Annotated in this window: 18 protein-coding genes; 6 read left to right on the top strand and 12 right to left on the bottom strand. The window is 41.7% G+C overall.

Annotated features, from left to right (window positions below):
- Positions 1-60: 60 nt before the first annotated feature.
- A complete protein-coding gene (locus AB5I83_RS15395; RefSeq protein WP_448976404.1) occupies positions 61-942 on the bottom strand; it encodes an NAD(P)-dependent oxidoreductase in 882 nt (293 codons plus the stop codon).
- Between the two features lie 273 nt (positions 943-1,215).
- Between AB5I83_RS15395 and AB5I83_RS15390 the strand changes: the two genes are divergently transcribed.
- Complete coding sequence (locus AB5I83_RS15390; RefSeq protein ID WP_448976402.1) at positions 1,216-1,881, top strand: GNAT family N-acetyltransferase; 666 nt, start codon at positions 1,216-1,218, stop codon at positions 1,879-1,881.
- A gap of 1,429 nt (positions 1,882-3,310) precedes the next feature.
- Here AB5I83_RS15390 and ptsP read toward each other — a convergent pair.
- From ptsP to AB5I83_RS15355, 7 genes are all read right to left on the bottom strand, one after another.
- Positions 3,311-5,026, bottom strand: coding sequence for a phosphoenolpyruvate--protein phosphotransferase (ptsP, locus tag AB5I83_RS15385; protein WP_448976401.1), 1,716 nt, complete (start codon positions 5,024-5,026; stop codon positions 3,311-3,313).
- Positions 5,026-5,292 carry a phosphocarrier protein HPr gene (locus AB5I83_RS15380; protein ID WP_167831919.1) on the bottom strand — a complete coding sequence of 89 codons (267 nt, stop codon included), beginning with the start codon at positions 5,290-5,292 and terminating at the stop codon, positions 5,026-5,028. Before AB5I83_RS15380 ends, ptsP begins: the two co-directional genes overlap by 1 nt.
- A 314-nt stretch (positions 5,293-5,606) precedes the next feature.
- Complete coding sequence (locus AB5I83_RS15375; protein WP_448976399.1) at positions 5,607-6,863, bottom strand: hypothetical protein; 1,257 nt, start codon at positions 6,861-6,863, stop codon at positions 5,607-5,609.
- Entirely contained in the window at positions 6,860-8,056 is a 1,197-nt protein-coding gene (locus AB5I83_RS15370) for a DUF58 domain-containing protein (protein ID WP_448976397.1), read from the bottom strand. The genes AB5I83_RS15375 and AB5I83_RS15370 overlap by 4 nt, the downstream gene beginning before the upstream one ends.
- A gap of 4 nt (positions 8,057-8,060) precedes the next feature.
- Positions 8,061-9,005 carry an AAA family ATPase gene (locus AB5I83_RS15365; RefSeq protein ID WP_448976395.1) on the bottom strand — a complete coding sequence of 315 codons (945 nt, stop codon included), beginning with the start codon at positions 9,003-9,005 and terminating at the stop codon, positions 8,061-8,063.
- Between the two features lie 139 nt (positions 9,006-9,144).
- A complete protein-coding gene (locus AB5I83_RS15360) occupies positions 9,145-9,318 on the bottom strand; it encodes a Spo0E family sporulation regulatory protein-aspartic acid phosphatase (protein ID WP_448976393.1) in 174 nt (57 codons plus the stop codon).
- Between the two features lie 91 nt (positions 9,319-9,409).
- A complete protein-coding gene (locus AB5I83_RS15355; RefSeq protein WP_448976391.1) occupies positions 9,410-9,604 on the bottom strand; it encodes a hypothetical protein in 195 nt (64 codons plus the stop codon).
- Positions 9,605-9,910: 306 nt separating this feature from the next.
- Here AB5I83_RS15355 and AB5I83_RS15350 point away from each other — a divergent pair, with 306 nt between their 5' ends.
- Positions 9,911-10,099: a YkvS family protein gene (locus tag AB5I83_RS15350; RefSeq protein WP_448976389.1), complete on the top strand. Its 189-nt coding sequence runs from the start codon at positions 9,911-9,913 to the stop codon at positions 10,097-10,099.
- Positions 10,100-10,475: 376 nt separating this feature from the next.
- Here AB5I83_RS15350 and AB5I83_RS15345 read toward each other — a convergent pair whose 3' ends face one another.
- Complete coding sequence (locus AB5I83_RS15345) at positions 10,476-10,592, bottom strand: DUF6254 family protein (protein WP_226087263.1); 117 nt, start codon at positions 10,590-10,592, stop codon at positions 10,476-10,478.
- 126 nt (positions 10,593-10,718) lie between these two features.
- Here AB5I83_RS15345 and AB5I83_RS15340 point away from each other — a divergent pair, with 126 nt between their 5' ends.
- Both AB5I83_RS15340 and AB5I83_RS15335 read left to right on the top strand, forming a co-directional pair.
- Complete coding sequence (locus AB5I83_RS15340) at positions 10,719-11,330, top strand: CPBP family intramembrane glutamic endopeptidase (protein WP_448976387.1); 612 nt, start codon at positions 10,719-10,721, stop codon at positions 11,328-11,330.
- A gap of 176 nt (positions 11,331-11,506) precedes the next feature.
- Positions 11,507-12,163: a hypothetical protein gene (locus tag AB5I83_RS15335; RefSeq protein WP_448976385.1), complete on the top strand. Its 657-nt coding sequence runs from the start codon at positions 11,507-11,509 to the stop codon at positions 12,161-12,163.
- Between the two features lie 29 nt (positions 12,164-12,192).
- On the opposite strand, the gene AB5I83_RS15330 is transcribed toward AB5I83_RS15335, so the two are convergent.
- On the bottom strand, positions 12,193-13,236 hold the full coding sequence (locus AB5I83_RS15330) for a YkvI family membrane protein (protein ID WP_448976383.1): 1,044 nt from the start codon (positions 13,234-13,236) through the stop codon (positions 12,193-12,195).
- Between the two features lie 228 nt (positions 13,237-13,464).
- Between AB5I83_RS15330 and AB5I83_RS15325 the strand changes: the two genes are divergently transcribed.
- Both AB5I83_RS15325 and AB5I83_RS15320 read left to right on the top strand, forming a co-directional pair.
- Positions 13,465-15,618 carry an AAA family ATPase gene (locus AB5I83_RS15325; RefSeq protein ID WP_448976381.1) on the top strand — a complete coding sequence of 718 codons (2,154 nt, stop codon included), beginning with the start codon at positions 13,465-13,467 and terminating at the stop codon, positions 15,616-15,618.
- Positions 15,619-15,822: 204 nt separating this feature from the next.
- Complete coding sequence (locus AB5I83_RS15320; protein WP_448976379.1) at positions 15,823-18,849, top strand: efflux RND transporter permease subunit; 3,027 nt, start codon at positions 15,823-15,825, stop codon at positions 18,847-18,849.
- Between the two features lie 245 nt (positions 18,850-19,094).
- Here the strand turns inward: AB5I83_RS15320 and AB5I83_RS15315 are convergent, their stop codons facing one another.
- Together AB5I83_RS15315 and AB5I83_RS15310 are read right to left on the bottom strand one after the other, a co-directional pair.
- Positions 19,095-20,789 (bottom strand): M3 family oligoendopeptidase, encoded by a 1,695-nt coding sequence (locus AB5I83_RS15315; protein WP_448976377.1) that lies wholly within the window; start codon positions 20,787-20,789, stop codon positions 19,095-19,097.
- A gap of 147 nt (positions 20,790-20,936) precedes the next feature.
- Positions 20,937-21,374: a MarR family winged helix-turn-helix transcriptional regulator gene (locus AB5I83_RS15310; RefSeq protein WP_167831929.1), complete on the bottom strand. Its 438-nt coding sequence runs from the start codon at positions 21,372-21,374 to the stop codon at positions 20,937-20,939.
- Between the last annotated feature and the right edge of the window lie 89 nt (positions 21,375-21,463).

Here is a 21,463-nt window from a genome sequence, read left to right as displayed (position 1 = left end):
ATTACCCCTCCTTTAGGTTTTAGTATCTTTACCAAGGGAGGGGTCTATGACTAGCAAATATTATGATTGTTTCCAGTACTTATACAGCGCCTGTGTGCCGCTGTTTTCTTCGCCTTTTTCCGCAAGTTGTTCATAAAATGATAATGCAAGCGACAGACCAGGCACTTCCATATCCATCCGCGTTGCTTCATCCAAGGCGATTTTCATATCCTTGATAAAGTGCTTGATGTAAAACCCTGGCTCGAAATTTCCGTCAATCATCCTAGGTGCCAGATTGGAAAGAGACCAGCTGCCTGCTGCTCCCGTCGATATGCTCTTCAATACGGTTTCCGGATCCAAACCCGCTTTTTCTGCATAAATAATCGCTTCACATACACCAATCATATTGGTGGCAATTGCAATTTGGTTGCACATCTTCGTGTGCTGCCCGGCACCAGCCTCACCCTGGTGAACAATATTCGTTCCAAGGATATTGAGGAGAGGTTCGACCTGAAGGAAAGCCTCATTATTACCGCCTGCCATAATCGCGAGCCTTGCTTCACGGGCACCGATATCACCTCCAGAAACAGGAGCATCGATTGCGTGAATGCCTTTCTCTTTGGCTTTCTCATGAATCCTTTTTGCCAGTGAAGGAGTCGAGGTCGTCATATCAATTAAATAACTGCCTGGCTTCGCATTGGCGACCAGTCCGTCTTCACCCAAATACACTTCCTCCACATCAGAGGGATACCCGACAATCGTAAAAATGACATCTGCCTTCTGTGCGATGGCACGTGGTGAATCTGACCAAACAGCTCCTTTTTCCAGCAAATCAGCTGCCTTCTCCTTCGTTCTAGTGTAGACAGTGAGCTGATAGCCCGCCTCAAGTAAATGCCCTGCCATACTCTTCCCCATAACTCCAGTACCAATAAAACCAATCACCGTATCTTCCTTAGACAGCATATGCACTCCTTCTTCCCTTATATATTTTAGATATATTTTAACACTTGAAATAGCAAAAGGCCGAGAATTTAACTTCTCGGCCTCCAGAGCGATCTACCATTTTATGCGCAATATTAGTGTACCCTGACAGCAGTAACCCCAAACCTTGAATATTGATTTTTGATTATCTTATCAGATAAACATTGATAAAGATAAAAACTTGGGGTTGTTCGATTTGACCTTGCGCTAAAAAACTACCTATACTATGTCTATACTATGTTTAGAGGTGCGGCTATGTTTTATAAAGAGCTCTATGTATTTGACAGCAATAAACCAATAAAAGCAATCATCCGTAGTTATACAAAAGATGATTTTGAGCAGCTGATTACGGTACAAAAGGAAGCCTTTCCTCCACCTTTTCCAGAAGAACTCCTGTGGAATACAGAACAGCTGAACAATCATATCACTTTATTTCCGGAAGGAGCACTTTGTGTAGAAATTGAAGGGCGAATCGCCGGATCCATAACTGGTTTGATTGTTCAGTTGGCAAAAGGCGATGAAGACCACTCGTGGGCAGACATAACCGATAACGGTTACATTCGGAGTCATGATCCGGAAGGCAATACCCTTTATATTGTCGATATTTGTATAAGCCCCGCTTACCGTAAACTTAGTCTTGGAAAGTGGATGATGCAATCTATGTATGAGACAGTCGTCCAACTAGGACTTGATAGACTTTTAGGTGGCGGCCGGATGCCAGGCTACCACCAGCACTCCGCCAACATGACCATAGATCAATATGCAGAAAAAGTGCTTCAAGGCGAATTGAAGGACCCCGTCGTTTCCTTCTTGCTGCGATGCGGCCGTACCCCGGTCAAACCAGTGGCAAATTATCTGGAAGACGAAGAGTCATTGAATTATGGGATGCTGATGGAATGGAAGAATCCATTTAAAGTTTAGAAGCTGCCGGTTTTCGGCAGTTTTTTTATTTAGAACCATAAGGGGCGGAGTGGGGTCTTCAGAACTTGCCCGAATTGTTGCTGCTTTTGACAGCTCTGACGCTCTTCCTTATGAACCTGTCTGAAGTTGCTCCTTCTTTTGACAGCTTTTCTGCTTTTTCCTCTGAACCGGTCTTAAGTTGGGCTTTCTTTTGACACCTTTTCTGCTTTTCCCTCTGAACCTGTCTTAAGTTGGGCTTTCTTTTGACACCTTTTTTGCTTTTTCCTTCGAACCTGTCTTAAGTTAGGCTTTCTTTTGACACCTTTTCTGCTTTTTCCTCTGAACCTGTCTTAAGTTGCTCCTTTTTTTGACAGCTTTTCTGCTTTACGCTTCAAACCTGTCTTAAGTTGCTCCTTTTTTTGACAGCTTTTCCGCTTTTCACTTCAAACCTGTCTTAAGTTGACCTTTCTTTTGACAGCTTTTCTGCTTTTTCCTCTGAACCTGTCTTAAGTTGCCCTGACTTTTGACAGCTTTGCCGCTCTTCCTTATGAACCTATCTGAAGTTGCTCCTTCTTTTGACAGCTTTGCCGCATTTCACTTCAAACCTGTCTTAAGTTGCTCCTTTTTTTGACAGCTTTTCTGCTTTACGCTTCAAACCTGTCTTAAGTTGACCTTTCTTTTGACAGCTTTTCTGCTTTTTCCTCTGAACCTGTCTTAAGTTGACCTAACTTTTGACAGCTTTTCCGCTTTTCACTTCAAACCTGTCTTAAGTTGACCTAACTTTTGACAGCTTTTCCGCTTTTCACTTCAAACCTGTCTTAAGTTGACCTAACTTTTGACAGCTTTTCTCCTTTTCACTTCAAACCTGTCTTAAGTTGCCCTTTCTTTTGACAGCTTTTCTGCTTTTTCCTCTGAACCTGTCTTAAGTTGCTTTGGCGTTTGACAGCTTTTCTGCTTTTTCCTTCAAACCTGTCTTAAGTTGCTCCTTCTTTTGACAGCTTTTCTCCTTTTCACTTCAAACCTGTCTTAAGTTGACCTAACTTTTGACAGCTTTTCGCCTTTTCACTTCAAACCTGTCTTAAGTTAAGCTTTCTTTTGACAGCTTTTCTGCTTTTTCCTTCGAACCTGTCTTAAGTTGCTCTGACTTTTGACAGCTTTGATGCTCTTCCTAATGAACCTGTCTAAAGCTGCTCTTTCTTTTGACAGCTTTTTCGTTTTTCACTTCACCCCTGTACGAAGATTGGTCCCTATATAACTGCTATCCTGCCACTTCCCATCCTATTCAGATTGCACTTAAACGCTTTTTAACACAAAAAAATGCCGGCTGATGAACAGCCGGCCAAATCTGGGGGAAAATGAGAATGATTAGCTTACTTTCAGTCTAACCAAAGTGCTTACTCATATATACCCGCCCTATATGGGTTAAAACATTTTTTATATTACAGATATGTTACAAAGAAACAGCCTTGTTTACTGCTTCGACCACTTCTTCAGTAGTGCTCATGTTGAGAACGCTTGAAGCCAGTTTTTCCATATCTGCTTTGTTTAAGTTCCTGATCAATGAACGTGCTTTCAGGATGGAAGAGGCACTCATTGAGAACTCATCAAGGCCGAGCCCAAGCAGGATTGGAATCGCTGTTTCATCACCGGCCATTTCTCCGCACATTCCAGCCCACTTACCTTCTTTATGAGCCGCATCAATGACCATTTTTACAAGACGAAGAATCGATGGATTGTATGGCTGGTACAAGTATGACACTTGCTGGTTCATCCTGTCCGCTGCCATTGTGTATTGGATCAAATCGTTTGTCCCGATACTGAAGAAGTCGACTTCCTTAGCAAACTGGTCTGCAAGGACTGCAGTGGAAGGAATCTCAACCATGATACCGAGCTCAATGTGTTCAGCAACCTCGACGCCTTCTTTAACCAATTTTGCTCTTTCTTCTTCAAGCATTGCTTTCGCTTCCCTGAACTCATTCAGAGTTGCGATCATAGGAAACATCACTTTCAGATTGCCATGGACACTAGCCCGCAATAGCGCGCGGAGTTGTGTACGGAAGATATCCACTTCCTCAAGGCAAAGGCGAATAGCCCTGAAGCCAAGGAAAGGATTCATTTCTTTTGGCAAGTTTAAGTATGGAAGTTCTTTGTCGCCGCCGATGTCCAATGTACGAACAACAACCGGCTTTCCTTCCATGCCTTCAAGCACAGTTTTATAAGCTGTAAATTGTTCTTCTTCAGTAGGAAGCTGGTCCCTGTCCATGTAAAGGAACTCTGTACGATAAAGACCTACACCCTCGCCGCCATTTTCAACTACACCCTTCAAATCCTTAGGTGTACCGATATTCGCTGCAAGTTCAACATGATGGCCATCAGCCGTTACAGACTTTTCATTGACAAGTTTAGCCCACTCAGCTTTTTGCTTTTCGAAATCTTCTTGGATCTTCTTATAGGCTTCAAGCACTTCAGGAGTAGGATTGAAATGAACTTCGCCCTTCAATCCGTCAACAACGACGATATCCCCATTGTTGATTTCTTCTGTTGCTGCCTTGGTACCTACAACTGCAGGAATTTCCATTGAACGAGCCATGATTGCAGAGTGTGAAGTTCGGCCACCGATATTCGTAGTAAAGCCTTTGACAAACTGGCGATTCAATTGAGCAGTGTCCGAAGGAGTCAGGTCCTCAGCCACGATAACAACTTCTTCAGCAATCATGCTAGGATTAGGAATCTGAATTCCAAGCAGATGTGCTAATACCCGTTTTGTTACGTCGCGGATATCTGCCGCTCGTTCTTTCATATATTCATTGTCCATAGACTCGAACATACCAATGAACATATCTGCCGTTTCTTTTAATGCATGCTCTGCATTGACATTTTCAGTTTTGATTTTATCTTCGATGGGTGAAATCAATTCTGGATCGCTTAATACTAGTAGGTGAGCATCAAAAATGGCTGCTTTATCAGCTCCTAAAGCAGTTCCTGCATGGTCGCGGATTTTTTCCAGCTCAGCTTTTGCTGTCTGAAGTGCTGATTGGAAACGGGCAATTTCTTCAGCAGGCGCATCGATTGTCGTTTTTTCAAAAGAAAAATCCGGTTCTACCAGCTTATAGGCTTTCGCGATCGCAATGCCGTTTGAAGCAGCAATACCTTGAAGAAAGCCCATTATTCAGCTAAACCTTCTTTTTTCAAAGTTTCTTCTAATGTATTAAGAGCATCTTGCTCGTCGCTTCCTTCAGCGATGATTGTGATTTCTGCTCCCTGGCCGATCCCTAATGACATAACACCCATGATTGACTTAAGGTTAACCTTTTTCTCTTTATATTCTAAGTGTACTTCTGAATCGAACTTGCTTGCAGCCTGTACTAGCATTGTAGCAGGGCGTGCGTGGATTCCTGTTTCAGCAACAACCTTGAATTGTTTTTGTACCATATTATATCAGTCTCCTTTTAAATAGTTGTTTAAGATGACTATACATGATGCCTTTCCAAACTAAATGGTTCAATTCAGCGAAAGGTCAAGACTCAGGCCTAGCCAAAATGATATTTGTATTTTACCCATTTGTATTGTTCTTTCACACCATATATTGTTTCCAATCATTTCCTCAGGAATATGGATTGGCATCCCACACAAAAGAATAGCATTTTGCATAGTCATAGACAATGAAAAAACCTTGATTTTTAAAGGTTTAGAGCATTTTTTTCAGTAAAACGTTTTCATTTTAACGAAATTGTGACAAAAACAGATTAACGTCTAAAAAAGTGTCTAAAGTTTCCTTTCAATCCTGTCTTGCTTTCTTCCTTCTTTAACTTTTCGATTGTGTTGATTTGTTTTCTCACTTTTTTTATTTCATCCATGAACCAGCCCTCTAATTGGGTGTCCAGCTGTTCTCCATACCTGACCTTTTCGTACGTTTGGATTGTCCGTGGGTCATATTGTATCCTAAGCCTATCGAACCATTCTTTTATGTCTTCATGGTTAAACCGGCCCAATTCCTTTTTATGGGCATATTTTTCCAGCTGGAAAATTTCTTTCCTAATATGATTGTCTGGTATTGTCTTCTTTCTTCTTGTAAAATCACTGCCATTTGTTGCACCATCAACAAAGGTAGTGGTGACATATCCTGGTTCTACTGCTTCTTCCTCCTGTGACCTGCTAAAAAGGTTTGTTCTTTTATAAATAAAGTAAAATCCTATGATAATTAGCACTACGAACAGTATAGGCCCCCAAACATTCGGGTCAAAAACTTGCTTGGACTGCTCAATAGGTGATTCATTTTCCATATTCGGCAATTGTCCCGAAAAAGCTTTATTGGCTCTTGCCTGCATTTCAGGAGAACCAATCCAGGAGAAAAGTGGATATAACAAGAAGGAGAGTGTCCACCCAATCAATTGAAGAACATAAAAGAAAATATCTTTTATTAAATTTCTCCCGAATGTGATAACTGAAACAAGCAATATAATAACCCCAAGGAGCTTAGAGTACGTGACGAAAAATCTTTTTTTCGAGTGCACTTCTATATCCATCCACTTCAGAAAAAATTGTCCTGACAATATAAACAGCAGCTGGAAGATTAGAAGGAATACAATTTGAATCAGATATGACCCGCCATAAAAATAAGCAAGCGGCGAAACAAATAACCCAATCAGAAAGGTGAGAACAAGCCATACACTTTCTGAATGGCTCGTTGAATCTTGATGGAACTTAAGTACTCTCCAAAAAATAAATATAGCCATAATCCCAGTATAGAAATTTCCCAGATTGCTTAAGTTGCCTGCAACGAAAAGAAGTGGCATGACCGCCAATAAATATAAAGGCTTTGCAATTTGCGGCTTCAACTCCAATAAAAGCTTAAAAAGAATGGAAGCTGTTGCGGCCATGATCATCGTTGAGAGCAAAGGCATTTGTTGGGAAGATAGTAAATGGAATACAACCAGAATGAGGCTTGCAAAGGTCCATTCAATATAAAAGCGGAAAAAGACATTCAAGATCCGGCTTTTCATTTCCCTGCCACATCCTTCAATAAAATTTTCAACGGCTCAAGTAATGCCTGTTCATTATGCGATCTCAGCTCGAATAACTGGACACCAGTATTTTTCCATTCCTGGACCATTGCATCTGCTCCAGTTGTCCGAATACCGGCATGGATCATGGTCGGTGCAATCGGTAAATGCCTTTTATAAAAGAACAGCAGCTGCTCATACGGAATCGTTGGTGAATGGAAATCTGCCATTGCCAGCAAATCAAGAAGCTTTTGCAGATGGTCCTTACCAGATCCTAATGGCAGATAAGTAAACGGCGTGAATCCAGCAGACCTAATATTCATGCAAAGCGAGAAGGGAATGTTTCTTCGATGAAAGTAATAGGCCATTTCCGCTGTACTGCTCATCAAAAATTCAAGCTTGCTGGTCACTGAGTAGCCATCAGAAATATTGACGAACAATACGGCCCCCGCCTCATTAATTCGCTCATATTCCTTCGTTTGCAGGACCATTTTCCTTGCACTTGCTTTCCAATTGATTCGGTTGAAGCTGTCTGTTGGCAAATAATCCCGTGTGCCTATAGGTCCCATATTGTCTTCGAACAATGAAAAAAAGGATGGATTATGGCCAGGCTTAACTGATTTGTGTTTATCCATATTTTGCACTGCAATTGTTTTTGGATAGACAAGGGCCTCCATATTGATAACATCAGTGAACTCAAGGATCGTATCTCCGAAACCAAAGAAGTGCGGTATATGGAGCTCTATTTTCCTGATTTTTGATAATCCTCGCTTTTCTGCGGCAAAAGGGATAGTGATATTGACTTTTTCTTTTTGTCCGACCGAAAATGGCAGGCTTACATCCACCTTTGAAGAATGGATATGATACTCTCCTGAAACAGGGACAACCGCACTATCAAAATAGATGGAGAGATTGCCTTTCATGATTGGAAGACCATGATTGAGAAATTGTAGATTCCATTCTCCTCTGTCTCCGATAAAAAAGCGATTCCGCTTACGTTGATTATCAAACAACAGACCTTCTCCAATATGCTTCAGATAATACGTATTCCCACCAGCAATAAACAGGATCATCAACCCTGTTCCAAACATCAGCCAGGAATTTATGTAAAAGCTTGCAATCAGCAATAGGATTCCGAGAAAAGCCAATATAGATAGAAAGCGGTCCTCGATGACGATTTTTTTCCATTGCATGTGCTTAAACCTCAACTTCGACTGGGAGTGGAATGGATTCCAGTAAATCCTCAACTACTTTTTCTGGAGTCATTGTCAAGGATGCCTCTGCTGATAAATAAATTCTGTGTGTTAGTACGAACGGAGCCATCTCTTTGACATCATTCGGCACTACATAGCTTCGACCTTTAATCATAGCCCGTCCCTGAGCAGCCTTTACTAAAGCAAGCGTACCACGTGGACTGATTCCTAATTCAATCGAAGAATGGCTTCTCGTTTTCCGAATGATCTGCAATAGATACTCTTCTACAACCTCAGTCAGCTTCACATTCATGATTTCTTGTTTCAAAGAATTGAGATCCTCTTCACTGATAACCGGGTTGACCTCATTTCTTGAAGTTCCAAATCTATGTTTTTGGATCATTTCTCTCTCTTCATTTATCTCTGGATAACCGAGAGATAATTTAATAAAGAACCGATCCATCTGCGCGACTGGAAGCTGGAATGTCCCTTGCTGTGACTCAACAGGATTCTGGGTGGCAATCACGAGGAAAGGAGATTTCAAAGAAATCGTGTGGCCGTCAATGGTAACCTGGTGTTCCTCCATCGCCTCGAGCAAGCTTGACTGAGTTCGCGGTGTTGCACGGTTGATTTCATCTGCCAGAAGTATATTGGTAACAATTGGGCCTGGTTTTAATTCAAATTCCTGAAGTTTCGGATTAAAAAACTGAATCCCTGTAATATCACTAGGCAAAACATCTGGCGTAAACTGAATCCTGGAAAATTGACTGCTAATGGCAGCTGCAAATGTTTTAGCGAGCAATGTCTTCCCTGTGCCCGGTACACTTTCCATAAGAATATGGCCGTTGTTCAAAAGGGCAATCACCATCATTTCTATTTCATCCTCACGCCCTACTACATTTTTGCCTATTTCTATTTTTAGCTGTTCTAATTTATTTACCAGTTCCATTCATTTCTCCCCCTTATGTGTCAGTTCTTTTTTTTATGGAGATGCTTATGAGAAGTTTACCATTAGGACGTAAAAATGTGAATTTTCAGCCATTTTTATCCAAATAAAAAGGAGCACTTATTAAGTGCCCCCAATTCTTTTACTTTGTAAGTAAAAGCTGATCTCCCTGTACTACATTTAATAGTTTGCCCAGCTCCTGGCTTGCTGATATGGTCTGAACGCTTAGAAAACCTGTTTCCTTAGCTGCAGAAATCATTTCTCTCCGTTTGTGTTCGATTTCTTCCATAAGCTTATCTTGGCACATAGTTTCCATTCACGATCACCTCACCAGTATGTGTTAATATTTTACTACTATTCCACTAATAGGGATAGTAAAATGTGAGTTGAAAGCATATTTTTCTCTATTAACTTCGCGCCTGATCCACATATGTGAAGATGACGTCTCCACCCCTTTGCGCAATTCCCCTAAAATGCTTGAAATCATCTCTTTTTACCAGGAATTCACGAAATGCCATAAAGTCTTGTTTCGCCACAAAGATTTCCTCTACTTCTCTATTTTTCAAACTTTCAAGCATTGTAATAGCCTGATCCTTATCCAACTGAACCACCTCTTATTTCTTATCCTAAAACTATTTTATCCTCTGGTGATTAAATTGCAAATGCGTTATTTATCTGGCCTTGTTTCTCAAATGGGTTAAAAGGGATTGAATTAAAAAACATTTTTAAATTAAATCTGGATGGAATTGTATCTTTTCTATATAATAGTTCATATAAATTGAATTTTCTAACTTTTATAAATTGAAAATTTCGTGAACATTTAAAATTTAGTGCGTATTTTCCTTTACGCTTGCTAAATTTTAAGGCAAAATGTTAGTAATTCGAAATATAACGAAGGAGCGAGTTATTTGAAGAAAGCCGAAGTTGGAAATGTAATCGAATTTAAAGAAGGATTGCAAGGTGTCGTAGAAAAGGTCAATGAAAACTCCGTGATTGTTGATATGACATATATGAACAATTTCCGGGATTTAGAGCTCGATCAACGCACTGTCATCAATCACAAAAACTATAAAATTGTTAAAGAAACAGCTTATTAATCTAGAAATGCGTAAGCGGCTTGCTCAGCCCCGACAAGCGCTGGAGGGCCGAACAGTGAAGTCGGTCTTTGACTTCATTGGCCGGACCGAAAACGAAATGCGGAGGCGACTGCCCAACTCCGACAAGCGTTGGAGGGCCTGCCAGTGAAGTCGATCTTTGACTTCATTGGCAGGACTGAAACGTCTCGAGGAGTTAGGAGCCGAAGCTGGACAAGCGGCTCGAGCTGCTCAAAGCTAACGCTTCTCGCAAGTTACTCGAGGAAGCAGGTTCAAGGATGAAAACTGGCTAGGCGCTGGAGCTAGACACTGTTCAAAGTGTAATAGTTTTTACTTCATTATAAAAGAAACTGAAAGCAGCCTGAGCTGCTTTTTTTATTTATCCTTTATTTTCCTTACCGGCAAGTTCCTTGAAGGATTTAACTTTTCCGTGTGGATGTTGATCTTGCTTTCGGACAGTCCAGTTACGTTCTTTCTCACGTTTTGATTCTGACATGGTCTTCCCTCCATTCAAATTTTCGTTCAATCTTACTATTCCCAAACTGAAAGAAATCATTTCCTTACAAATTCAATGAATTATTTGGTACAATAAATTTTGTTTCTGGAAAGGGGATTGTATAGAATGATGAATTGGATGGCGGATCGCAGACTGATTATTGGTATTTTGATCGCTCATCTCCTTATGTTTTTTACCTTTGAGGATAAAAACGTATTCTGGTATATATTCACAGCTTCGATGCTGGTTTTGATTAGTTATTCCATCATAAATGAAGAAATCGAGGACAATTCGTCCACACTATCTTATTTGACGCTGGGAGTTGTCTCCGGACTCGGTTTATTTGGACTTTTTTGGCTAGGAAGCTTCCTTATTGAAGCACTCAATCTGCCTTTCGCCAATCAAATTTCTAGTCTGTACAGCAGATTTTCACCTGAATTATTCTGGCATTATTTAGTCCTTGTGTTAATCATAGCTCCGGGCGAAGAAATATTCTGGCGAGGGTTCATCCAAAAACGAATTGCTAAATACTTTAGCATGAAAATGTCGATTAGTCTTTCGGTTATTTTATATGCCTCTGTCCATCTCTATTCCGGTGAGTTTATTTTGGTTTTAGCCGCAATCATTGCTGGGCTTGCTTGGAGTATTTTATACGCATGGAAACGGAGCATGCCGCTTGTGATCGTCTCGCATATCGTATTTGACTTATTATTGTTTGTTTTTCTGCCGCTTAACTAATGAGCAACTCTACAGAATGACCCATGCCAACTTTTGGATATGGGTCATTTTCATTATTGTCCGATCTGCCTGTCCATGATATTTTGTTAATGCGACAAAGTATTGTAACTTTCGTTATTCTTTTCCGTCTAAAAATGTAGAAATCACCATATGAAATCACAGGGGGCAATTAAGACATGAACAAATATGTAAAACCTTTATTCGTAGTCGGATTATCGTCAATACTCATTGCAGGCTGCGGCTCTCAGGAAGAATCAAAGCCGGCGGAAAAAGCACCTGCTGCCCAGCCAGCTGCTGCGCCAGAAAAAAATGAAGAAAACAAAAACACCACAGAACAAGAAAAAGGGAATGAAGAAGGCTTGATCCGCATCATGGAGCAAAATATTGCTTATACAGTGGATGACGAGCAAAAAGAACAGACTGCTTTCCTGAAACACAATGATAATCAAAACTACTCCATGTATGTTTTGCCTGAATATGAACTGTCAGCAGAAGAACCGAACAAGGATGTACTTATGTGGACTGAGGATGACAGTGTATTCATGCGAATCGAATTGCTTCCCAATGACGCAGAATGGTCACTAGTCGAAGAAAATTCAAAAGCACAGCTAGCCGCTGTCGGTCCTGAAGTAAAAGAGGCACAAACACCAGAAGACCCATTCTTCAGCAATGCATGGGCCATGGAAACTCAAAGCGGATCAGATATCGTAACTACTTATTTAATTAAAAATGACGAACAACCATTAAAGCTGACTTTGTTCACAAAAGATGATGCTGACCACCGCAGCGCGTTCTTGGAGATGGCCAAGACAATTATGAAAGAAGACAAATAAAAAAAGAAGGGGCTGCTCCCTTCTTTTTTTTATTTGTCCACATGGACTGGTTTCATCCATAACAAGACAATAAATATCAAACTGATATAACCAAAAACGGGATACAGGATTGAAAGAAGCGTCCCATAGTCGATCAAGCTGATGAAATAACATATGACAAAAAGGAGTGAGACGACGAGCAGGCTCGGCAGCTTAATATACTTTTGGATCTGTCTTTCTAGTCCAAATATATTGCCGATCACGGAAGTGAAAATTTCACCATATACAATCAAGACGAAAATCCAGTAAAGGCCTGCAGCAAGCTGTTTCATGACGACAGCCATCGGAATCTCAAATGTTTCAAATCCAGGCAGCATGATTAAAGTCAAATGGCTTGAAAGCAGAATTAAGGTCAGCGCAATCCCGCCCAGGATCCCTCCCCATTTCACCGTACTATCGTCTTTCATCTCGGCTGCTACAGGTACTAGTACTGCCTGAGCCAGCGACAGATTCAGTGCTGTATATGAAAAGGGTCCGATCACAGCCTTCCAGCCATCCTCTGCATACGGAATGAAAACAACCTGTTCGATGAATCCAGGCAGCTTAACGGACAGGAAAAATAAAATCAAACTGAACAAGATCATCATCGGCACGACAAAAGTATTCACTGCAAAGACGCCCTTTAAGCCGACAACCATGACAGCAAGTGACAGTGCAATCGTGATAAAGATTCCCAGTGACTTGGTCAACCCAAGCTGCTCCTCAAAAACAGCCCCTGCACCTGATAACATGACGGCACATACACCAAGCAGCATAAACAGCATCATCATATTGATGATTCTGCCAAAAAACTTCCCAAATAAATGTACATTCATCTCTTCATATGAACGGGCACCGATCGCCGCTGCGATTCGCATCAACTTTGCACCCATATATGTAAGAATATATCCCGCCATGAAAACACCAATCAATCCAAAAAGTCCAAAGCGGGAAAAGAATTCGACGATTTCCCTCCCTGTCGCAAAGCCGGCTCCAACTACGGTACCGACATAAACAGCAGCGATTTGAAAGGCAGCACCCCAATTTGTCTTCAAAGCGTTCCCCTCCCTCCTTCTCAATATATGTAGGGATAGACAAACCATGACGAGCTTTTTTTATTTCAAGACTTAATACAATAATTTCTAAAAAATACCATAGTCAAAAATCTTGAAAGTCAAAAAAGGTCAAAGTATAATAAAGTTAAATTGATCAAAGATAGTCAAAGTCAAGAGTTTATGTTTGATGATTTTATAAAAAGAATTCATTTTGAAGGAGGAATTTAAATGCTTTGCCAAAATTGCCATGAGAAACACGCCAATATTCAGTTGAGAGTCAATTTATACGGTAATCAGAAGCATTTAATGCTCTGTGAAGATTGCTATCAATCAGAAAAAGAAAAATTAGGTGCTTCCTTCGGCAGCCCAATGTCCGGATTTTCCGATTTTGGAGGCTCACCTTTCAATGATATGTTCAAACAGTTCTCAGGTAACATGAATAACCAAAATCCAAATCCTACCCCTTCTGCAGCTTTAAAAACTGCCGGCGGAGGAAATGGCTTCATTGATCAATATGGCAGAAACTTGACCCATATCGCCAAGACTGGCTTGATTGACCCGGTGATCGGAAGAAACGAAGAAGTCACACGAGTAATTGAAATTTTAAATAGAAGGAATAAAAATAACCCTGTTCTGATCGGGGAACCTGGTGTAGGTAAAACAGCCATCGCGGAAGGTCTTGCTCTTAAAATTGTTGAAGGCGATGTACCGAATAAACTGAAAAACAAAGAAGTTTATTTATTGGATGTCGCATCAATGGTCTCGAACACAGGTATCCGCGGACAATTCGAGGAAAGAATGAAACAGCTGATTTCTGAATTACAGGCTCGCAAGAATATCATCCTGTTCATTGATGAAATCCACCAGCTTGTTGGAGCAGGGTCTGCAGAAGGCTCAATGGATGCAGGGAATATCCTGAAGCCAGCACTAGCTCGCGGTGAGCTTCAAGTGGTCGGTGCAACAACACTGAAGGAGTATCGACAAATCGAAAAGGATGCGGCGCTCGAGAGACGTTTCCAGCCAGTACATGTCCTGGAACCAACAGTTGATGAGGCTGTTGAAATCCTGAAGGGAATTCAGTCCAAGTATGAAGATTTCCATCAGGTTTCCTTTCCGGAAGAAACAATCAAGGCATGCGCACAGCTGTCACACCGCTACATCCAGGACCGCTTCCTCCCTGACAAAGCGATTGATTTAATGGACGAAGCTGGTTCAAAGCTTAACCTTGTTTCTGATTACACAAATAAAAACGATGCTGAACGCCGCCTAGCTGAAATAGCAAAGGAAAAGGAAATGGCATTGCAGCAGGAAGACTACGAAAAAGCTGCAAAGCTGCGTGATGAGGAAAACAAGCTTGAAATGGCATTTAAAGAAAACGGCAACACAACACGTCCTTTGGTCACAGTCCAGCATATTCAGGAAATCATTGAGAAGAAGACTGGGATTCCCGTGGGCAAACTTCAGGAGGACGAACAGGTTAGGATGAAAAACCTTGTTGTTAACCTTAATGGCAAGGTCATCGGCCAGGAGGATGCTGTACAGAAAGTAGCCAAAGCAATTCGCCGCAGCCGTGCAGGTCTGAAATCTAAAAACCGTCCGATTGGATCCTTCCTATTCGTCGGTCCAACAGGTGTCGGTAAAACAGAATTGACAAAAACATTGGCTGAAGAGCTGTTTGGCTCTAAAGATGCAATGGTTCGTCTAGACATGAGTGAATACATGGAAAAACACAGCGTTTCCAAGCTGATTGGTTCACCTCCAGGTTATGTAGGCCATGATGAGGCTGGCCAGCTGACCGAAAAGGTAAGACGCAACCCATACAGCATCATTCTGCTGGATGAAATCGAGAAAGCACACCCAGATGTACAGCACATGTTCCTCCAGATTCTTGAGGACGGACGCCTGACAGACAGCCAGGGCCGCACCGTAAGCTTCAAGGACACCGTCATCATCATGACAAGTAACGCAGGAGTAGGGCACAAAACGATCAAAGTAGGATTCGACCAGAGCACCGCTGTCAACGAATCAAGTATACTTGATTCCCTGGGCGGCTTCTTTAAGCCTGAATTTTTGAACCGCTTCGACAGCATCATCGAGTTCAAGGCACTTGAAAAAGAACATCTTCTTCAGATTGTAAACTTGATGCTTTCTGAACTGAAGGATGTCCTTTTAGAGCAGAACATCCGTCTTGAAGTCGAAGCCGAAGTAAAGGAAAAGCTTGCTGAGCTCGGATACCACCCTGCATTTGGTGCACGCCCTCTGCGCCGCTCCATTCAGGAACAGCTTGAGGATTCCATCGCGGACTTCATTCTTGAAGAACCAAATGCGACTGAATTGATAGCAGTCATCGAAAACGATGATATCACCATAAAACGCAAATAATTCCCTCGAAGGTTCGGCATGACGCCGGACCTTTATTTTTTTCAAAAAGCCCGAAAAGAGGCCCAATTACGATGAAAATTTCCCTGTTCCTGAAACCGCATCATGGAGAAAAACTATTTTAAATTTTTACAGTTTAAAAATGAAATATACATAGAAGACATATAGAATAAGAGCATAACTTTTTTAAGAAAAGAGGTAAACCTAATGGGGTTTCTGACACGATTCAGTCTGAAAAATGCTTTTGCAGTTTTTATTATTTCTTTTTTGCTGATACTCGGCGGACTGTATTCCTTCACTCGTCTGAAGGTCGATTTACTGCCGAATATTGAATTCCCTCAGCTATCTGTGGAAGTCATATATCCTGGAGCATCCCCTCAGGATATCAATGAGCAAGTGACAGAGAAGCTGGAGACTAAATTGAAAGGGATTGAAGGTTTAAAGAAAATCCAGAGTTCTTCATTTGAAAGCATCGCAATCATCAATCTTGAGTTCCCTTTCGATACCGAACTGGATGATGCTGAACAGCAGGTTAATTCCTTCATCAAGGAGGCAGGACTTCCCGAAACAGTTGAGACAAATGTTAACCGCTTTTCATTTGGCACCTTCCCGATTTTCAACATTTCGCTGTTTGCAAAAGGCAATCAGGACCTAGAACAACTTGTGAACGAGGAGATCATTCCTGAACTGAATAAGATTCAGGGAATAAACAGTGTTTCGGTTGGCGGTATGACTGAGGATATCCTTCAAATTACAGTTGATCAAGGAAAGGCTGCACAGCTTGCCCTTAATTTGAATGAGATTAAAGAAAGCATCAATGCAAAAAAATTCAGCTTTCCAGCTGGCAACCTGAATGAAAATGCAATCCAGGTACCGGTAAGGGTCCAGGAAAAAATAGAAGAAATAACTGAACTCGAAAACCTGGTTTTACAGTCAAAATTCGCTCCAAATGCCCCGCCAGTTAAACTGGGGGATATTGCCTCGATTGAGGTTGTAACCGAAAAACCTGAAATCACTCGCTACAACGAAAAAGAATCTTTATCGATGGCCATCACGAAAAAACAGGATGCAAATACGGTTGAAGTTGCCGAAAAGGTATTATCGGTTATCAACAGCTATGACGACCGGCTTGAATACGCGATTGGGTTCGATTCAGCGGAAGGAATTGAAAAATCGGTCAATACCCTTGTTAAGGAAGGTTTGCTCGGAGCCCTGTTCGCTTCAATCGCTGTACTGATTTTTCTCAGGAACTTCAGGGCGACGATTATTGCCATTGTATCGATTCCGCTTTCGTTATTGATTTCCTCAATCTTTTTGAATCAGCTTGATATCTCATTGAACATCATGACTCTTGGCGGCATGGCTGTCGCAGTTGGCCGGGTGGTCGATGATAGCATCGTAGTTATTGAGAACATCTTCCGAAGAGTCCGTAAAGATAATAAAGCCATGACAGATGAGTTGATTCAGGACTCCACGAGAGAAATTCTGAGGGCGATCACATCTTCAACCATAACCACGGTTGTTGTATTCTTACCATTGGGACTTGTCGGAGGCATTACCGGGGAATTCTTCCTTCCGTTTGCACTGACGATAGTATTTTCATTGCTGGCATCATTGATTGTAGCTGTAACAATCGTGCCAATCCTTGCTAAATTCTCATTCAAAAAGGTGCCTAAGGAAGAAAAAGAAGGAGCTATGCAAAGAGCCTATGCATCATCCATCAGATGGTCACTGAACCATAAAACTCTTGTCATCTTCCTTTCCATTGCCCTGCTAGCGGGTTCAGGATTCCTTGTCAAGGGTCTTGGTTTCACGTTCATTCCGAATGAAGAGCAAAAGCTGCTGGTCGCAACATTCCAACTGCCATCCTCCACTTCACTGGAAAAGACGAACGAAGTTTCCCTGAAGGTCGAGAACATGTTCGCAGAACAAAAAGATATCAATGATGTCACCGTTGGAATCGGCAGCCGAGACTTCCAGACCGGGCTTAAACGCCAGAACCAAGCTAACTATTTTATAAGTCTTGGTGAAGGTGTAAGTGTTTCAGAGTTCATCTCAGAGCTAGAAAAAGAAATGGAAGAAATCGTCCTAGCAATGGAACCGGATGCGAAAATTGGCATCCAGGAACAATCTACTGGCGGTCCGCCTTCAAATAATAATGTCAATATTGACTTGTATTCTACTGATCTGTCTGTGTTGCAGGACGCAGCGGCAAAAGTCGAAGATTACATGATGAAGCAGGAAGACCTGAAATATGTATCCAACAATTTTTCCGAGAAACAAAAGCAAGTGATTGTCGATATCGATCCTGAAAAATCGGCTCAATTAGGGATTTCCGGATTCCAGGTTCTTGGTACGATAACTGATAAAACAAAACCAGTTGATGCTGGTTCTATGAATCTCGGTGGTGAAGAACGACGTGTTTCCATTACCTATGATGAAAAATCCGAAACAATAGAGGACCTCAGAAATACGATGATCTTCACTCAACAAGGGCCGGTTCCCATCACTGAAATAGCCCGTATCACTGAAACGGAAGCTTTTACTTCGATCCAGAAATTAGACGGGAAGATATACGCCCGCGTTTCTGCACAAATTGATTCCAATGATATTAGAGCCGTTTCGAGTGCTGTCATTGATGGTGTCCAAAATGACATTAAACTACCTGAGGGTGTTTCTCTTGAAGGCGGAGGAGGCAGTGATGAGACAGTTGAAACATTCACTCAGCTGGGAATTGCGATGATCGTTGCCATCGGGCTTGTTTATTTGACGATGCTGATTACATTCGGCCAGGCAAGGATTCCGTTCATTATTCTCTCATCCTTGATTTTCGTCCCAATCGGCTCCCTGCTCGGACTGTGGATTGCCGATGAACCAATGTCAGTAAGTGTCATGATTGGACTGCTGATGCTAATCGGGATTGTCACAACCAATGCGATTGTTATGGTCGACCGAATCGGCCAGAACCGTACTGAAAAAGGAATGCCTATCCGCGAGGCACTTGTGGAAGCAGGGATCACAAGACTGCGGCCAATCCTGATGACAGCTTTTGCGACAATCGCTGCATTGATTCCATTGGCGCTCACCACATCATCTGGCACCTTGATTTCAAAAGGGCTGGCAGTAACCGTAATTGGAGGACTCACCTCCTCCACCCTATTAACCTTGATTTTGATCCCTGTTATTTATGAAGTTTTTTTCTTCAGACAGGTGAAAAAAGAACGGAGTTTGTAAGCAGAAAGCCCGCATGAGGATGCGGGCTTTTTTTTGTTTGTATAGGGTTATCCCCTGACAAGAGCATTCCGGGCGATAGACCCCCTTACGCAACCTCTTCTTCATCCATAAGGGTTCCGTTCCAGGCGAAAGCTACCCAATCAACCGATAACTAATTAAACAAAAAAACTGCAGAAAACTGATTTTCATCAAGTTTGTCTGCAGTCTGATGCAAAGCGTGAAGGCTTCGCTTTTTTTCCTTTTTATTACAGATTGGTATCGTCAACTGAGTCAAGCCAGTTTTCAATTTCGCCAATCACTGACTGGACGCAGCCTTCTTCGAATGGAGAAATTAGGTTCGCTTCCTTGACGAGGTCAGTGAAAGCCATGCTTCCTCCCAGCTGGCACAGGTTAGCATAATCTTTCCAAGCATCTTCCTGATTCCCTCTTGAACGCTTCCAGAATTGGAATGCACAAATCTGCGCAAGTGTGTAATCGATATAGTAGAAAGGTGAATTATAGATATGGCCCTGTCGCTGCCAGAATCCCCCTTCTTCTAAATAAGTGTTTCCGTCATAGTCTTTATGAGGAAGGTACTTCTTTTCGATTTCTCGCCATTGTTGCTTTCTTTCTGCTGGTGTTGCTTCAGGATTCTCATATACCCAGTGCTGGAATTCGTCGACAGAAACTCCGTATGGCAGGAATAGCAATCCGCTGCTTAGGTGCGAGAACTTATATTTGTCGGTATCTTCTTTGAAAAACAGTTCCATCCATGGCCAAGTGAAGAATTCCATACTCATCGAATGGATTTCGCAAGCTTCATATGTTGGCCAGTTATATTCGGGAATCTCAAAATGACGGCTGGAATATACCTGGAATGCGTGCCCTGCTTCATGTGTAAGGACGTCAATATCCCCTGAGGTGCCGTTAAAGTTCGAGAATATGAATGGTGACTTATAGTTTTCAATGTATGTGCAATAGCCTCCGCCTGCTTTGCCTTTCTTTGCCACCAGGTCCATCAGGTTATTTTCATTCATATAGGTGAAAAATTCACCAGTTTCAGAAGATAGCTCATCATACATTTTTTGACCATTTTCAATGATCCACTCAGGACTTCCCTTTGGTGCGGCATTGCCTGTTTTGAAATCGAATGGCTCATCAAAATACTTTAACTCTTCCACACCAATACGTTTCATTTGGCGTTCCTTAAGCTTTGAAGCTACCGGAACAATGTATTTATGGACCTGGTCCCTGAATGCTGCTACCATGCTGCTGTCATAGTCCGTACGGAACATGCGGTAGTATGCCAACTCTACAAAATTGCTGTAGCCTAGCTTGTGGGCCATTTCTGTCCTCACTTTAACTAGCTCATCATAAATCCGGTCGAACTCTTCTCCATGCTCAGAAAAGAATGCGAATTTTGCTTCGCTTGCTTTCTTCCTTGTTTCACGGTCTTTAGACTCTGTAAAAGGATCAAGTTGTGCAAGGGTCCTCTCTTCCCCTTCGAACATGATTTTCGCTGAAGCAACAAGCTTTGTATATTCAGTGGACAGCTTGTTTTCCTTCTGCATCATTGGAACGATTTCAGGTGAAAACTGCTTTAACTGTGCTTCAGCCAAAGCGAAGAGCTGACGTCCCCATTTTGCTTCAAGTTCATCACGGAAAGCAGATGAAACAAGTGCTTCATAATATTTTGTCACCAAACCCTCTACCTGTGGAGCGAGTTCATCCAGGAAATCCTGCTCTTGCTTATAGAACTCATCTTCGGTATCGATTGAGTGGCGGATATAGCAAAGATTGAACATCGTGCCTACATCATTGCGCAAATCATTGATTCCATTCATTGCCGTGCTTTGCACTTCAACAGAGCCTGCATTTTTGAATTCTTCAAGCAGTTTATCGAATTTGGCAGTGACTTCATCCAAATTCGGGCGAGTATATGTATATTGCTCAAATTTCACGGTATTGCCCCCTTTATCTTTATACGGAAAGTATTTTCCCCATCTCTTTCCTATTCTACGGATATTCCCTTTTTCCCTTTTTATTACTTGCTCTTTCCATAAAATTTCCCGAAAAAAGCAATAAAAAAAACGGCATCTGCCGTTTTTTTAATATTTGCTCACAGAAAGGCCCAGCTTTTTCAACAACTCAATCGCTGTATCTTTTTCATCATCATCCAGACTGTCCATGAGTTCATGGATCAAGGCGCTGTGTTCAGGAAAAATCTCTTCTATTAATTTTCTTCCATCATCAGAAATTTTCGCATATGTGACTCTTCGATCTTTCGGACAGGCTACTCTGTTTAAATAGCCCTTTTCTTCAAGCTTATCGACTACATAGGTAATGCTTCCGCTTGCGAGCAGGATCTTGCCCCCAATTTGCTGCAATGGTTGTTCACCTTTATGGTATAAAAGCTCTAATACAGCAAATTCTGTGGGGTTAAGCCCATTTTTTTGGATGACCTTGTTTACCTTTTCATTGACAGCCCTGTACGCTCTGGACAATACAATGAATAACTTCAAAGATTTTTCTGTCTCATTGTTCATTCATATTCATTCCTTTACCTTATACGACTAATCCATAACTAGAGTATATCTGAATTCGTTGTTTTTATCAGTATTTCCCTTAATTTTAT

It is taken from the genome of Mesobacillus sp. LC4 (genome assembly GCF_053543455.1).
This window is presented reverse-complemented; position numbering and strand designations above follow the sequence as displayed.